The organism is Verrucomicrobiota bacterium (assembly GCA_038744685.1).
GTDB lineage: Bacteria > Verrucomicrobiota > Verrucomicrobiia > Opitutales > Puniceicoccaceae > Puniceicoccus.
In genome coordinates, this window is the sequence record JBCDMB010000002.1 from 80,336 (window position 1) to 96,605 (window position 16,270).

General features: G+C 52.3%; 12 protein-coding genes. 10 read left to right on the forward strand and 2 right to left on the reverse strand.

What is annotated here, in order from left to right; genetic code table 11:
• The first annotated feature begins 12 nt into the window (after positions 1-12).
• The 10 genes from AAGJ81_01815 to AAGJ81_01860 are packed head-to-tail and all read left to right on the forward strand — an operon-like array spanning position 13 to position 11,140.
• Positions 13-1,053, forward strand: coding sequence for a methionine synthase (locus AAGJ81_01815; protein MEM0964873.1), 1,041 nt, complete (start codon positions 13-15; stop codon positions 1,051-1,053).
• Positions 1,050-1,898, forward strand: coding sequence for an MBL fold metallo-hydrolase (locus AAGJ81_01820; protein ID MEM0964874.1), 849 nt, complete (start codon positions 1,050-1,052; stop codon positions 1,896-1,898). Before AAGJ81_01815 ends, AAGJ81_01820 begins: the two co-directional genes overlap by 4 nt.
• Positions 1,895-2,848 carry an aryldialkylphosphatase gene (locus AAGJ81_01825; protein MEM0964875.1) on the forward strand — a complete coding sequence of 318 codons (954 nt, stop codon included), beginning with the start codon at positions 1,895-1,897 and terminating at the stop codon, positions 2,846-2,848. Before AAGJ81_01820 ends, AAGJ81_01825 begins: the two co-directional genes overlap by 4 nt.
• Positions 2,848-3,930: a Gfo/Idh/MocA family oxidoreductase gene (locus tag AAGJ81_01830; protein ID MEM0964876.1), complete on the forward strand. Its 1,083-nt coding sequence runs from the start codon at positions 2,848-2,850 to the stop codon at positions 3,928-3,930. Before AAGJ81_01825 ends, AAGJ81_01830 begins: the two co-directional genes overlap by 1 nt.
• On the forward strand, positions 3,927-5,036 hold the full coding sequence (locus AAGJ81_01835; protein MEM0964877.1) for a Gfo/Idh/MocA family oxidoreductase: 1,110 nt from the start codon (positions 3,927-3,929) through the stop codon (positions 5,034-5,036). The genes AAGJ81_01830 and AAGJ81_01835 overlap by 4 nt, the downstream gene beginning before the upstream one ends.
• 48 nt (positions 5,037-5,084) lie before the next feature.
• Positions 5,085-6,296, forward strand: a complete 1,212-nt coding sequence (locus AAGJ81_01840) for a nucleoside permease (GenBank protein MEM0964878.1) — start codon at positions 5,085-5,087, stop codon at positions 6,294-6,296.
• Positions 6,293-7,369, forward strand: a complete 1,077-nt coding sequence (locus tag AAGJ81_01845; GenBank protein ID MEM0964879.1) for a glycosyl hydrolase — start codon at positions 6,293-6,295, stop codon at positions 7,367-7,369. Before AAGJ81_01840 ends, AAGJ81_01845 begins: the two co-directional genes overlap by 4 nt.
• A gap of 40 nt (positions 7,370-7,409) precedes the next feature.
• The gene (locus AAGJ81_01850; GenBank protein MEM0964880.1) at positions 7,410-8,987 is read left to right on the forward strand and encodes a sulfatase; all 1,578 of its coding nucleotides are present in this window, start codon (positions 7,410-7,412) and stop codon (positions 8,985-8,987) included.
• 20 nt (positions 8,988-9,007) lie between these two features.
• Entirely contained in the window at positions 9,008-9,838 is an 831-nt protein-coding gene (locus tag AAGJ81_01855; GenBank protein ID MEM0964881.1) for a TIM barrel protein, read from the forward strand.
• A gap of 9 nt (positions 9,839-9,847) precedes the next feature.
• Positions 9,848-11,140, forward strand: a complete 1,293-nt coding sequence (locus AAGJ81_01860) for a Gfo/Idh/MocA family oxidoreductase (protein MEM0964882.1) — start codon at positions 9,848-9,850, stop codon at positions 11,138-11,140.
• Positions 11,141-11,429: 289 nt separating this feature from the next.
• On the opposite strand, the gene AAGJ81_01865 is transcribed toward AAGJ81_01860, so the two are convergent.
• Both AAGJ81_01865 and AAGJ81_01870 read right to left on the reverse strand, forming a co-directional pair.
• Positions 11,430-14,084 (reverse strand): glycosyl hydrolase family 28-related protein, encoded by a 2,655-nt coding sequence (locus tag AAGJ81_01865; protein ID MEM0964883.1) that lies wholly within the window; start codon positions 14,082-14,084, stop codon positions 11,430-11,432.
• Between the two features lie 524 nt (positions 14,085-14,608).
• Positions 14,609-16,138 (reverse strand): sulfatase-like hydrolase/transferase, encoded by a 1,530-nt coding sequence (locus AAGJ81_01870; protein MEM0964884.1) that lies wholly within the window; start codon positions 16,136-16,138, stop codon positions 14,609-14,611.
• Positions 16,139-16,270 lie beyond the last annotated feature (132 nt).

Genomic DNA, 16,270 nt, shown 5'->3' on the forward strand with positions numbered 1-16,270 from the left:
GAGAGTTTATTCATGAAAGAACGACCCCTTCGAACCTCCGTAATCGGTAGCTATCCTTTCCCTTCGTGGCTGAACTTTGCGAGCCAGCATCTCGATGAATTCGGTGTGTCTGACATAGCCGAGATCCAGGACGATGCTGTAATCGCAGCCATTCACGATCAGGAGTCCGCAGGCCTCGATGCGATCACGGATGGAGAGCAGACGCGGCTCGATTTCAATCTCTCCTTTTATGGCTACCTGAGCGGAATTGAACTCGAGTCGAAAAGTCCACGCCTGCATGGCCCCCCTGCCCACGACCAACGAGGAAAGCACCGCTTGACGGGAACGTTAACGGCACCTGCAGGTCTGGGTGCAGTGGAGGAATTTGAGCGATTGAAACGATTGGCGCCCGATAGCGAGGCTACTTTGAAAGCCTCGGTCCCCGGGCCTTACACAATGAGTGGTCGTCTTCTTCCGAATGAAGAGTATCCGGATCGATGGGCGATCACTGAAGCCTTGCTACCTTTGATCAGAGAAGAGCTGATCAAACTGGCAGAAGCCGGGTGCACCGAGATCTGCGTGGATGAACCGTCCATGAGCTGCTATGCGTTCAAAGAGAACACTTCTCGCTTCGTCGACATCTTCAACCGGACGGTCGAGGGAATTCGTGGAAAAGTGCGCATCTGCACGCACCTTTGTTTCGGTAATTTCAAGGGGCACGCAGTCGGCTTAAGGAAAATTGCGCCCATGTTTCCTGCGTTTCTTGATTTTCATGTCGACGAAATGCATGTCGAGATGGCGAGCCGGGAGTTTTCGGAAATCGAGGCGATCAGCCAAATCGCCGAGTGCATGGATGTGGCTGTGGGAATCGTCGACGTAAAAAGCTACTACATCGAAAGTGAGGCCGATATCGTCGAGCGGGTAAATCTCTGTCTCGAACACGCTCCAGCCGAAAAGCTTGTCTTCGCACCGGACTGCGGTCTCAGCCAAACCGCTCGCTGGGCCGCGAAGAAGAAGCTCGTTAATATGGTCGCCGGAGTACACAAGGTGCGCAAATCCATCGGCTGCGAATGATCATTCCAAAGCAGAAGGACGAGGAGCTCCTTGCCGATATCGCGAGTGCAAACAACGCGTACCTGCACATCTGGTGGCTGGGGCAAAGTGGTTTTTTGGTCAAGTACGCCGAAACCACCCTTCTCTTTGATCCTTACCTTTCGGATAGCCTTACCGAGAAATACGCTGGCACGGACAAACCTCACGTCAGAATGACCGAGCGGGTCATTGCTCCCGAAAGGCTTGGATTCGCCTCGATTGTGACCTCCAGCCATGTCCACACGGATCATCTCGATCACGGAACGTTGCTTCCGCTGCGCGAGACGAACCCTTCGATCAGGCTCATCCTTCCACGAGCGATCAAAGAATCGGCGATTGGACGATTGGGTGACTGGGGAAAGGATTTTCATTGGGTCAACGCGGGCGACACTGTCGAAGATTCGGGCACCCGGGTTCGGGTTATCCCGGCAGCACACAATGCCCTGAAAGAGGACGAAGCTGGAAATCATTACTTCATCGGATTCGTGGCCGAAATCGGCCCATGGCGCATCTACCACAGCGGCGACACCCTGCTCTACGACGGTATCGAGCAATGGATCGATGGACCGGTCGATGTCGCGATTCTTCCGATCAATGGGAACAAGCCCGAGCGACGGGTTGCCGGAAATCTAGATGGGAAAGAGGCGGCTCTACTAGCGAAGCGGATTGGGGCACAGACGGTCATCCCCTGCCACTTCGATATGTTCGAGTTCAATACTGCGACGCCCGAACTCTTCGAAAAATCCTGCCGGGAGCTGGACCAGAATTTTTGCGTAATGGAGGCGGGGGAACGGCTCTCTTTGATGAATCCAGAAATGGTTCGATGATACGCACTGTTCTGAAAGATGTTCCCCCGGATGAGCTTGGCGTGTGCTACGCACACGAGCACCTGATTATTGACGGAAGTGTTGCGACGATTCGATATCCTGAGTTTGCACTCTCTTCGGTCGAAAACGGCGTTTCTGAGTTGACTCGTTTTTATGCGGATGGCGGGCGGGCAATGGTTGACTCGATGCCCTGCGATGCGGGTCGAAACGTAACAAAGCTTGCGGAAATCTCTAAAGGCTCTGGGGTCCATATTCTCTGCCCCACCGGTCTGCACCTGGCGAAATACTACGACGATGGACACTGGAGTCATCGTTATACCTCCGATCAGATTGCCCAACTTTTCCGGGCCGATATTGAGCAAGGTATAGACCGGAATGATTACTCGGGTCCTTTCGTAGAGCGCACAAACCATCGGGCCGGATTGATCAAAGTGGCGACAGCTGGCGAATTATTTAGCCCGAGAGAAGAAAAGATCTTCGAAGCAGCAGCTCAAACTCATCAGGCAACCGGCTGCCCGATTTTGACTCACGTGGAAGAGGGTATCGGCGCCATTCAGCAAGTAGAAAACTTTGCTTCACACGGAGTCGACCTTGCGAAAGTGGTGCTTTCTCACACCGATCGTTCGCCGGACCCTGCCTACCATCGCGAACTCCTGCAAACGGGTGTGAAAGTGGAGTACGACAGCGCCTTTCGCTGGAGAACGGAAAACAACCCGACCCTCGATCTTGTCATCGAGCTGATGAGCGAATTTCCGGATCAAATCATGCTCGGCATGGACGCTGCCCGGCCGGCGTATTGGAAATCCTATGGCGGCAGTCCGGGGCTGAGTTTTTTACTCAACGAATTCACCGAGCAAATGCGTGATCGCGGTCTGACCGAAGAGCAATGGCAACGGATTTTTGTCTCTACTCCTGCTCAAACCTACAGCTTCAAACCCCAGGTTAACTGATGGCTAAAAAATGGAAAATCGCAGGCATCGAGTTCTCTCACATGCACATGGGGGACTTGCTTCGATGCGTTGAACAACACCCCAACGCAGAAATCGTAGGCATTTGCGACCCGAGACCGGAGCGCATGCAGGATGCCCAGAGGAGTTTTCAGCTGAGGGATTCTCAAGTCTTCACGGACTACCAGCGGTGCATGGAAGAGACTGAACCTGATCTGGTTGTTCTCTGCCCGACGACCGCAGAGCATGGGGATTGGGTCGAGCGAATCGCGCCCTATTGCACCCATGTTTTGGTCGAGAAGCCTTTCGCCGGTTCATTGGCTGATGCAGATCGCATGATTCGTGCAGTCGGAGCGACTGGTAAAGAGCTTGTTATCAATTGGCCGCTTCGCTGGGTGGAGAGTCATTTCACGACACACCGACTCATCAGCGAAGGATTGATCGGCACTGTAATCGAGGTGCACTACTACGATGGTAATCGCGGCCCTCTCTATCACGGTGCGGATAAGATCGAGCTTGAGCCAACCGCGGAGAAGAAAAGCGAGAGCTGGTGGTATAAAAAGAAATCAGACGGAGGTTCCCTCCGCGACTATCTTGGTTATGGGGTGACCCTCGGCACCTGGTTCAACCGGGGCCAAAAACCCGACGAAGTCACTGCGATCGCGACCGGCACCTCTGGCCTCGAGGTCGATGAGCATAGCGTGACGGTCGCCCGCTACGGCGATCATCTTTCCAAATTTGAAACCCGCTGGGGCACCTTTTCGGATCCCTGGACGCATCAGCCGCAACCGAAGTGCGGTTTTGTGATCCGTGGAACCGAGGGGACGATCAGCAGCTACGATTATGAGCCGACCATTCGGATTCAGACCCGCGAGAAACCCGAGGGCTATGACCAGACGGTCGATGCACTTCCAGACGGGGAAAGGAATGGTATCGAGTATAGTCTGAGTCGTATCGAGGCAGGACTACCGATCGAAGGCCCGTTGAGCCCGCCGCTCGCGCGCATCGGGCAACAGATTGTCGATAGTGCGATCCGCAGCAGCGAAGAAGGCCGCTCCGTGCCCTTAGAAGGAGAACCGTCATGAGCAAGGACGACGCGAGAGAACTCAAGGCAGTCGAAGTGGCAAAGACGGAAGCGCCCGTTTTATCCTATCAACCTCCGCTGCCGAAAGGACTTCCGCCAAAGATCGGGTTAATCGGATGCGGAGGTATCGCGCGGAATCATCTCGACGCCTACCGTCAGAAGGGCTTTCCGGTGGCGGTGCTTTGCGATATCAACCTTGAGGCTGCAAAAAAACTACGCGACGAGTTTTTCCCCGATGCAGAAGTCACCGATGATGTAGACTCTGTCTTTGGAAGAGATGCTATCGGGGTGCTCGACCTTGCCACCCATCCGGACCACCGAGTCGGCCATATACGCAAGGCATTGGAAAACGGAAAACATGTTCTCAGCCAAAAGCCGTTTGTCCTCGACCTGGAAACCGGTCGCGAACTGGTGGCCCTCGCCCAGAGTCACGACCTCAAACTAGCAGTGAATCAAAACGGGCGCTGGGCGCCGTATTTTGCTTACCTGCGTGAAGCGGTGAGCGCCAATTTGCTCGGAGAGATTGTGAGCTGTGATATCCACATCGCTTGGGATCATACTTGGATCCAAGGCACTCGATTCGAGGAGATCCACCACATCGTTCTTTACGATTTTGCCATTCACTGGTTTGATCTGGTGCGCTGTGTCTTTGGCGAGCGGGAAGCCAAACAGGTCTTTGCTCAAGTCGAAAAAGCACGAGGACAGGAACTGGCACCGCCGCTCAGCGCGCAAAGCGCAATTCAGTTCGACGGCGGTTTGGCCTCACTTGTTTTTCATGCAAATACCAAGTTTGGGCCTTCCGAGAGCACGGTGATCACGGGCACAAAGGGAACCTTTCGCAGCACTGGTCCGGTTTGTGCCAACGAACAGATTCAACTGATTACTGAAGCGGGCGAAGCTGAGGTTGAGTTGAAAGGGAATTGGTTTAACGACGGGTTTGCCGGGACGATGGGAGAGCTTCTCTGTGCGATCGAGGAAGACCGCGAACCCGCGAATTCTGCAGACCAGAACTTGAAGAGCCTCGAATTGTGTTTCGCAGCCGTGGCCAGCGCAGATAGCGGTAATCCAGTAGCACCCAGCTCTATATCCACCCTTAGTTATACCTAGAATCGTCGATCCACCAAAAATAGAATCTGCCTTGACCAATTTATCCCCATGACCCCGAAAACACGCATCCAACTCTCGTCCATGATGTTTCTCCAGTTCTTCATCTGGGGCGCATGGTTCGTCACGCTAGGCACCTACCTCGGAAGGGGACTAAATCTCGACGGCGTTTCAATTGGCGCGGCTTATAGCACGATGCCCTGGGGTGCGTTGATTGCCCCGTTTTTTATCGGTATGATTGCTGACCGCTTCTTCAACTCGGAGCGAGTCCTTGCCGTGTGCCACATCCTCGGCGCAGCAATCCTATACTACGCATCGACCGTGGTTGACCCGGGCCTTCTCTTCTGGGTCCTGCTCGCTTATGCCTTGGCCTACAACCCGACACTTGCACTCGTAAACGCGATTTCCTTCAACCAAATTGACAATGTAGAGAAGCAATTCCCGATGATTCGCGTGTTTGGCACGATCGGCTGGATTGTTGCCGGCATTTTGGTCGGTTCGCTTGGGATCGAGGCGACCGCGAATCCGATGCGGATTGCTGCAGGTGCAAGCCTGTTGCTCGGCATTTTGTCCTTCTTTTTGCCGAAGACGCCTCCCAAATCCAAGGAAAGTGGAGTCAGTATTTCCGGCATCCTTGGTCTGGATGCTTTGGCCCTGCTCAAGGATAAGTCTTTTGCCGTTTTTACGCTGGGCTCGCTCCTTCTCTGTATTCCGTTGGCCTTCTACTACAATTTTACCAATCTATTTCTGAACGACATGGGTGTCGAAAACGCGGCCGGAAAAATGACCATGGGCCAGATGTCGGAAATTGTTTTCATGCTGGTTATGCCGTTCTTCTTTGTCCGGCTCGGCGTGAAAAAGATGCTTTTGGCCGGTATGATTGGATGGGTTCTCCGTTATGTCCTCTTTGCTTTTGGTGACCCCGGAGGGCTTGTCTGGATGTTTTACCTAGGCATTCTTCTCCATGGTATTTGCTACGATTTCTTCTTCGTAACAGGACAGATTTATGTCGACAAAGCTGCCGGAGAAAAGATTCGAGCAAGTGCCCAGGGGTTCATCACCCTGATCACTTACGGTCTCGGTATGCTGATCGGAGCCTGGGCGTCGGGACTGATCGTGAAATCATTTGAAACGACAGACCCAGTTGGAGAAATCCTCCGCAATTGGTCAGACATCTGGCTGATTCCTGCTGCCATGGCAGCAGTCGTTATCGTCCTCTTTGCAATCTTCTTTAAACCCACCGAAACCTCTGCAGAAAAATGAAAGTAGTGAAAAAAATCCCGCAAATAGTCGGAATCAGCCTCTCCCTGGTCATCCCGGTATCCGCCGGTTTGGTTGACCCGAACGCAACCCCTGAAACGGTAGCACTTTTCGAAAAGATGAAAGCGATACCCGAGGACCGTATCCTTTTCGGCCAACAACACGCGACCTGTTACGGTATCGGCTGGGAAAATACAGATGGGACCCGTTCAGACGTGAAGACTCTAACCGGATCACATCCGGCCGTCTATGGCTGGGATATGGGGCACTTTGGAACCAATGACGATAGACAACTCTTGATCGAAGCGCATGAACGGGGTGGCATCAATACCATCAGTTGGCATATGGACAACCTATTGACCGGAGAGAAATCGTGGAGCGGAGGTGAGGGTGTCATTGCTGCTCACCTGCCCGGTGGCGAGGCTCATGAAAAATTGAAGGAGCAGTTGGACTGGTTTGCTGAATTTGCAGACAGCCTGAGGGATAGTGACGGGAAACTGATTCCCGTTATTTTCCGGCCGTGGCATGAGCACACGGGTGGATGGTTTTGGTGGGGACCGAACGGCGGAACCGACGAGGAGTTTACTGAGCTTTGGAGATTTACAATCGAGTATCTTCGCGATGAGAAGGGGGTGCACAATCTTCTCTACGCCTATTCACCTATTCAGGCTAAGTTTGAAACCGTGGAAGACTATATGACGGTCCGTTTTCCCGGGATTGAATACATGGATGTGGTTGGCTTCGATACCTACAGCAAAATACCTGAACGGTTGGCCGAACGATCGGTAATTGTCGCTGAGGTCGCGCGGGAACACGGTAAATTTGCCGCTATTTGCGAGTTTGGAATCTCGAAAGGCTTGGACAATCATGACGATCCCAACTGGTTCATGAACGTGTTGAATCATTTCAAAGAGACGGAAGGATCCGGTGGCATCGCATACATGCTCACCTGGCGAAACGGCAGCAAGGAACGTTTCTGGGTTCCTTACGAAGGGCATCGAAACGAAGCTGATTTCAAGCAGTTCGCGGCCGATCCGTTCATCGTTTTGGAAAACGATCTTGCGCAGTTCGATTGATCGCATCCCTTGTTGTTCTACTTCGAATGAAGATCTTTTTATGATACATTCGCTTAAACGTTTACCTTACTTGCTTTTCGTGGCGTTTTGCTTTGCTCCCCGGGCGAATGCGGAGTCCCAGCCAAACATCATCTGGATTTTTTCAGATGATCATGCCTATCAGACGATTGGTGCCTATGGGGGTCGATTTGCGCCGCTTGATCCTTCCCCAAATATCGATCGCCTCGCTAGCGAGGGAATGCGCTTTGACCGCTCTTATGTTTGTAACTCCATTTGTGGGCCAGCGCGGGCGGCTATCCTGACCGGGAAGCACAGTCACATGAATGGATTCATGGACAACTACTCACGCTTCGATGGCAACCAGCAGACATTCCCAAAACTCTTGCAGGATGCGGGCTACGAAACCGCAGTCATTGGAAAGTGGCACCTCGAGAGCAATCCGGTCGGCTTTGACCATTGGGACATCCTGCCCGACCAGGGACACTACTACAATCCTGACTTTATTAATTCCGACGGTAAGTATCGAGTGCCTGGTTATGTGACCGAGGTGATCACCGATAAAACGCTCGAATGGCTCGAAAATCGGGATTCCTCGAAACCATTCATGCTGATGATGCAGCACAAAGCCCCCCACCGGGAGTGGTCGCCTGCACCGAAGTATCTGACGCTCTATGACGATGTCATGATCCCCGAGCCTTATACTCTTTTTGACGATTACAGCGGTCGCGGAACGGCAGCCAAGAACCAGGACATGTCGATCGCTGAAACCATGACCTACGGCAAGGATTTAAAGATCCAGGAAAAGGATGAACGAGACCTCTTACAGCGAAGACTTCTTCGAAGGATGAATCCTAAGCAGCTTGCCGCTTGGAATGCGGCCTACCAGCCCAAGAACGATGCGTTTCTCGAAGCGAACCTGGATGGGGAAGAGTTGGTTCGGTGGAAGTATCAGCGCTATCTGAAAGACTATTTGCGCTGCACAAAGTCGGTCGATGACTCGGTCGGTGCGATCATGGACTGGCTTGAAGAAGCCGGTTTGTCCGACGACACGATCGTCTTCTACAGCTCTGATCAGGGCTTCTACATGGGCGAGCATGGCTGGTTCGACAAACGTTTCATGTATGAAGAGTCGTTTCGAACACCGCTCATTGCTCGCTGGCCGGGAAAAATCGAGCCGAACTCTGTGAATACGGACCTCGTCCAGAACATAGACATGGCCAGCACTTTCCTTGAGTTGGCCGGGGCTCCGGTCCCGCCTGATATTCAGGGTGTCAGCACCCTGCCCCTATTGGAGGGCGAAAAACCAGATGAGTGGCGCGACTCTCTCTACTATCACTACTACGAGTATCCGGGTTTCCATAGCGTCCGTCGCCACGAGGGAGTTTTCGACAAACGATACAAATTGATGCGCTTTTACGGGAAAGACGTCCCGAACGGAGAGGAATGGGAACTCTACGATCTCAAGAACGATCCCGACGAGATGAACAGTGTCTATGCAAACCCGGAATACGCTGGCGTCGTTGAAGAGCTCAAGCTTGAGCTGGTTGCTCTTCGGGATAGGTATGGTGTAACCGAGGAAAACACCCAGCCGATCCAGGGAAACCGGAAAAAGCGATAGCCTTCCCAAAACAAAGTCCGATGAAACCGATCGTCTACTTACTTTCTGTTTTAGTCCTCCCGACCCTTTCGCCGGCAGTCGATTCGCTCTATCCGCTGGATAACGCCTTCAACGGGCGCGACAGCTCAGCTTCAGAGAGAGCTGCTCTCTTAAAGGAACTGGGATATCCGGGGACCGTAACCGAGCAAAAGACCTACACGAAAGAATGGGGTGAGGCTTTGGCCGATGCCGGACTCGAGGTCGAGGCGACCTACATTATCTTGAGGCCAACGAAAAAGGGAATTCCCGTTCCGAAAGACGTTGCGACTCATCTTGCGGAATTCGAAGGCACCGAGACTGACGTCTGGGTGACGGTGGGGAAGCCACGGAAATTCGACGTGAGCGAAGAGCAGGTTGTGGAAGCCATTAGCGAAGTGGCTGATATTGCCCGGGCAAACGGTCTTAGGACCGTAGTCTATCCACACTACAGTTTTGTTACCGATACAAATGCTAGAGTGCTGCAAATTGCCCAAGCCATTGACCGAGAAGATCTTGGAGTCGCCTTCAGCCTTTGCCACTTTCTGAAACAGGAGGATCCCTCGGAGCTCGAAGTTACCCTCGAAGCGGCAAAGCAACATCTCATGGCAGTTCAAATCAACGGTGCCGACGAAAACGGCAAAGAAACCGGCGATTGGTCCCGATTGATCCTTCCACTCGGCGAGGGCGATTTCGACGTCATGAGAGTCCTCGAAACGCTCGAATCTATCGGGTATGATGGCCCAATTACGCTCCAATGCTTCGGAATTCAGTCACCTCCAGAGGACCACCTCGCAAAGAGTATGGCAGAGTGGAATACAATGTTAGCAGAATAACTCTTAATCATGATGAATCGTAGACATTTTCTCAAGGGCACCACTCTCGCGGCGGCTCCACTTTTCTTACCTCGTAGCCTTTTTGGATCCAGTTCTCCGTCTAATACGATCAATCTTGGGTTTATCGGAATGGGAGGTCAGGGTCAGGGCCGAAACCTCCGCGGATTTATCAGCAACGAGAACGTCCGGGTTATCGCGGTCTGCGACTGCCATCTGAAACGCGCGAGACAGGCAAAACGTGCGGTCGATAAGACTTATCAAAACAAAGAGTGTGCCCTGTATCAGGATTTTCGGGATTTGCTTGCCAGAGAGGATATCGATGCCGTTGTGATTTCGACCCCTGACCAGTGGCATGTCCCGATGTCGCTGATGGCCCTTGAAGCCGGAAAGCATGTATTTTGCGAAAAGCCAACTCTTACCATTGTTGAGGGTCGGGATCTTGTTGGCGCCTTTGCTGCAAGTGACCGAGTTTTCCAATGGGGAATAGAAGACCGCACGATGACCAAATACTACCTTCTTGCCGGCTGGGCCCGAAGTGGACTCATCGGGGACATACACGAAGTCAACTGCACTCTGCCAAAGCACGATCCTTTCTCCCGCGAAGAACCTGTAGCTCCGCCCAAGGAGCTTGACTGGAACCTCTGGCTTGGACCGGCACCATTTGTCGAATACACGCCCAGCGCGTTGGACATGTTTCACTGGCGTTTGAACAGCGATTACGGTGGAGGGATGCTTTCGGATTGGGGTACTCACCTTTGCGACACGGCTCAGGTCGGTCTTGGAGTCGATGAAACAGGACCGGTTGAAGCCTTCGGAACCAGCCGTGAACTGGATTCTTCCGCTTGGAACACGGATACTCCCATCGATTTTGAACTCACCCTCAAGTATGAAAACGGTGCCGAGCTCCACGTTGCTGACAACGCTACCTACAAGACTCTTCTTCTTGAATTCAAAGGCTCAAATGGCTGGGTCCGCTGCACCGGTTGGGATGGAAAGCTTGAAGCCAGCGATCCAACAATCCTTCGAACACGAAACTTCGGTCCAGAGGCAAATTATTGGCCCAAACCGAAAGTTGAACACGAAGACTTTATCGACGCGATTGTAGCCGGTCATCGTGAAACCGCTTACGACCCGGAAGCCGGCCACCGCCTGTGCACCGCTTTGCATGTGGGCCACATTGCACTGCGGGAAGGGCATCGTGTCGGATGGGACCCTCGGGAAGAATCGTTTACGACCGACCGGACCTCAAACGAGGCGAGCAAAGTTTACACGCGAGAAGATCGCGATTGGGAAAACGCGTAACGGTTGGAGTCGAATTCCAGCTGCGTGAGTCAGAAAAGTCAGTGAAACCCTGAACTGTGGAGGGACGCCGTCTCGGCGTTCGCAACGCTTGGCAATTCAGATAATCAAACGGTCCGCGAGACGCGGACCCTCCAGCGACTCTTTGGCTGAAAAAGCGAATTCGCTACTCAAAGATCTTTTTAGAAACAAACTTCACAAACGACAAACTAGCCGAACGAAAAGTTAGAGGCTCCGCCTTATCTCCCCGCTGATGCGAAAGATCTATTCAAGATCAAGCCGACGGCCTGGGCTAGTCATTGAATTCCGAAGATTCATTGAGCTCCTCGCCGATGCTGATGTTGCGTTTGGTAAAAATCCCTCCATTGATCTCAACCGCCGCCCGACCGTAATCATGCACCTGCTCCATCTGCTTAAAGGCAAGGGTGCCGCCGCTCACATCAAAGCCCAGTTCGACCTCATCGCGTCCGTAAAACTTTGAGATAGTCATATTGATGGGTGTCGATTGAGGAACCGATGGATCGATCCGCATCACCATACCCTTCGGTAAATTGCCCTCAGGTATGTCTTCGGGAGAAACGTAGGGAAGCCGAGTCATGGGATTGATGCTGAAGTTCACAAAAGTCACGCCTCGATCACCCAAGGATTGAATCCAAGCACCCCATCCAGCTTCACTTCCGCCAATCAGAATGTTGGCATTACCACCGCCGGTTCCCTTGTGGTCGACAAAATCGAAGGCGCGCGTGCTTCCATTGGTGAAATAACCCGTGATCTGTTCGTTGGCCCCACTCCCTATCGTGATTGCACCGTTTCCGCGCATGTTCGGGATCAAACTGTAAGGCGTCCCGCGAAAGATCGCTTTCTTGTCCGGTTTGTTCTCCCCGGGGAACTCCAAGGTCAGTCCTTTCTGCGTGCTCAGAGCCCAGTCCTGCGGGCGGATGTGGCAGTTGTCGATCCAACCGATCGTTGGAGTTTGCCCCACCATTATCCCAATATTAAGAGCGGATCCATTCACTCTCGAAAGCACATGTCGGTCACTGTTGTGGGAGGCAAAATCAATTCCGTTGTAGCAGTTTCCCATGTAAATCCGGCGAACCCAGCATTGAGGTCCTAAACTCCGGACGGTCCACGGATAAGGTCTAATCTCCCTGTAGTCTTGGTTCGGATACCAGAAGGTTACCCCGCTGACTCCCGATCCGCCGCGGATCTCCGATGACTCAAGACTTATCAAAGGAGGATTATCCGGTTTACCTACATCACCGGGTATATCGGCAACCAGCATAGTCCGAACCTGTTTCCCGCGAGGCATGAAGTCATTGACACCCCTCAATTCAACACCTGAAGGAACTCTTAGATGGCTGGTTATTAGGTAATGACCCTGCGGAAGATATACCGTTCCGCCGCCATCCCGGCCCGCTGTATCAAGTGCCTTCTGAATCGCGGCAGCAGCATCGGATTTCCCATCGTTGGGAGCGTTGAACGGCTGCTCTGTCACGATGTAAAGGGAATCGGTTCCGACTCGCGAGGGCAGCGTGTTTGGCACCGGCTGCAGAGGAATCAACTCCTGGCCGCGATCTGATTTGCTCTCATGATCGATCTGTGCGGTCACACCCGAGCTCACGTCTAGATCAGGCTTTCCGGCAAATTGATTGCCGAATAGATTCAGCTGACTCGCCCTTCCGTCTACGCGGACCTGCTGTCTACTTTGACTGAAAACCGAGTCAAAAACGTCTACATTTGCATCAATCGCATCGATCGCATACTGCCCGCTCCCCCACGATTCAAAGAGGCAATTCTGCACGTCGACTTTTTGTCGAAAGGTTCCATCTAGGCGAATGCTGTTCCCGCTGCCTCTAAACTCACAATCAAAAAGACGTAGTTCGGCTGAGTCTCTTGCCAGTCCATACTCTTTTCCGCTCTTGCTGTATCGGGCCCATCGAGGATCCCAATCCGACTTGTCCATCGACATCAAAATACCGGCGCGTCGGGCAAAAATCCGGCTCCCTGTAATATTCACTCGATGATTGGAGCCACCAGTGAAATGAAAGCCAACGTCTGCGTTGAGAATATAGACGTCGTGCCAGTAGGTCCATCCGTGCGGGGGCATGACTTTGACTGCAGTTGGGTAGTTGGCGATGTTTATATCGATAAAGATTCCTGCATCCTGTCGGTTCAACTGAATCGCATGCGCGTCACGGTCTGCCAAAGCTCTTGTCAGTGCCTCCAATTCCGGCGCTCCTGGAAGTCCCGAGGAAGCCCAGTAATGGGGTGCAAACCTTACACCATTGCACCGGGGAACCGCGGCAGCCCGCAGCATAACGATCCCGACATCCAATGGTGAACCATAAACATTGATTACGGTCGAAAAGGAACCCGTCACAATACCGCGGTAAGCGTTCAAAAGGTTGACATTCTTGATCGCGGAATTACCGCCCAAGTCAACTGTGGTCGGATACGGAACAATGTTGGTGATCGTCTGCTCCGGGTAGAGAATACTCAGATCACGGAGTCCACCTTCCTTCACGCTAATAAATGCCTTTCCATCGGCATCTCCCCGGCCGGCAAAAGCCAACAGAACCGTTCCGAAAACAGCAATGTTGTCCGAAGTTGGCTTCCGAAAGTCCCCCCGAAGAGTGACTCCAGCCGGTATTTCAAGGTTTCCATCAATTCGGTACCGGCCAGCCGGTGCGAAAACCGTTCCACCCCGTTGATTCGCGTCCGACAAAGCCTCCTGAAAGGCAGCCGTGGAGTCCTTTTTGCCCAATCGATCCGCGTGGTAGGGAGCAGCTGTTACGTCGAAGGAAACTACAGGCACCAAATCTTCGCTCGGATAGGTCAGATCGGCGATCCATGCATAGGATTCCTCTGCTTGCGCAGTTGTGGGAGCAAAGAGACTGCCAAAAGCCAATGCTAGACCGAGATAGGTCTTTAATCTGGTATTAACCATCACAGATAAAACGGAGCTCTGAAGACGAAGTTAGAAACTGGGAACAGCTCCAAAAACGAAGAAAACTCACGAGCACTACTGTTCATTGAATTCGCTTACGACCCTCTGCACGTGCTACTCGAATAGAGGTCCTATACAAATCTCCATAGCAACGTCTTGTCCGTTTCTATTCAGATCCATTGGAAAACTCTTCTTTCGTAAATGATTGGGTGTCGGTGCGTAGTTTACTGGGCGAACAGATCTCCTTTCTCTTGGTTTTAGGACTATGAAAAGGCTCTAGTGTGGTGTCAGGGAATTAACCTGCAGACTAACATCCCCCAACCATGGAGGGACGCCGTCTCGACTCGGCTGAGCTCGTGACCGGTCGGTGTCCACAACGCTTGGCAATCCAGATAATCGAACGGTCCGCGAGACGCGGACCCTCCAGCGACTCTTTGCCTGAAACAGCGAATTGGCTACCAAGAGATCTTTTTAGAAACGAACTTCGCAGACACCACACTAGGTAGCAGAATCTTACTATTCCCCTATTTCTCATCGTAAGCCGGAGGGCGCTCCTCCACAAAAGGCCCCCACGCCATAAACGTATCGTATTTGTCCATCTGCTGGTACTCTTGCGGATCGTAATTGGGATTCTCCTTCGGAAACCGAGCGCCCACCTCTTCAAGGTACACCATCATCTGGTCAAAAAGCCTTTGATGTGTTTCAGGATATTTCCTCGCGACGTTGACGGATTCTCCTGGATCCTCTCTCAGATTGAAGAGCATTGGAACATCGGGGCGTTCGTAGAAATGCATGACCTTTGCGTTCCCAGCGATGATTGCAGAATGAGGAATCTCCGACCGATAGTGAGGAAGATGGAAGAAAAGTGGACGGTTATAAAAAGCAGCGTCGGGTTTCTCCCCAGCCAAAAACCGAGCCAAGCTGACTCCATCAATGTCTTCAAGCTCATCAGGATCGCCACCAGCCCATTCAAAAAAAGTCGGAAGAAAATCGTAGTTGATCACATTAGCAGAGAAGACCGAACCCGGCTCGATCCCAGGTCCTTTGACAATCATCGGCACCCGAATACCTCCTTCCCAGAGCCACCACTTACTCCCGTGCAGGGGTTGAACTTTCCCCTCAGTCAAAAGTAACTCCTTGTGGCGATAGCCATTATCAGAGACGAGGATCACATAGGTATTCTCTTCGATCCCGAGGTCGGAAATCGCCTCCAATACCATGCCAATTGCACGGTCGAGATCATCTCCCATAGCAAACCAATTGGCCGGATCACTTTTTCGGCTCAGTTCGTCGGGCGAAGTTCCCTTCTCCTCATAGAATTCTAAGACGGTCGGATGGTTCACGTATTTCTCCCGGGCCTGCTGGGTGGATTCCCTCCCCTCATGCATCGCGTAGTGAGAGATCTGCAAATAAAACGGATTCCCAGCTTCTACCTGCTCTTCCATGAAGCCGATAGCCTTATCAGTCATACTGAACATTAACTTTGGATCCGTTAAATCGTCAGGCATAGTTCTGGCCTTGCCGACAGTATTTCCGGGTGTGTTGGTCGTATCTCCGTCATGCAACACATAACCCGCATCACCGGGATCGCTATACATGTGCCACTTTCCCACATGGGCACTTACATACCCAAGGGGAGCGAGTGCTTTCGGAATGGTGACTGCATCGGCCTTCAGCGATGGCTCTGCGACTGTAGGAATCACTGGCATCCGAAGATATTGTGGCCGCATATCGTAATAATCATGCTTAGTCCTTCCTAGAACCAGCGTTAAGCCATGCCGTGGAACAGACTGCCCAGTCTGCACCGACACCCGTGCCGGAGCACACTGGTGTGAACCGTAAGCGTTGGTAAATTTCATTCCGTCCTCTGCAAGCCTTTCAAGGTTCGGCATTTCCAAAATGGGCATGGCAGAGTTTTCCATGGAATCATTCATTTTCACAGGCGTCCCGTTCCAAGCCCAATCATCCAGATAGATCAGGACAATATTCGGGCGATCCGCACTGGAAGCCGTTGAAGTGAGGAATATCCCTAGAAAGAGCAGAAATGGTAACATTTTCATAACCAATCGAGAAAAACAGAGAGAATCAAAGGAAAGAGTATAAACGTTTAATCAACAAACAACGCTTAATAGCTCAGGGTTTTTTTAAGGGAAGAAGTATGAGCAAACCCGAAAATACAAGAAAAC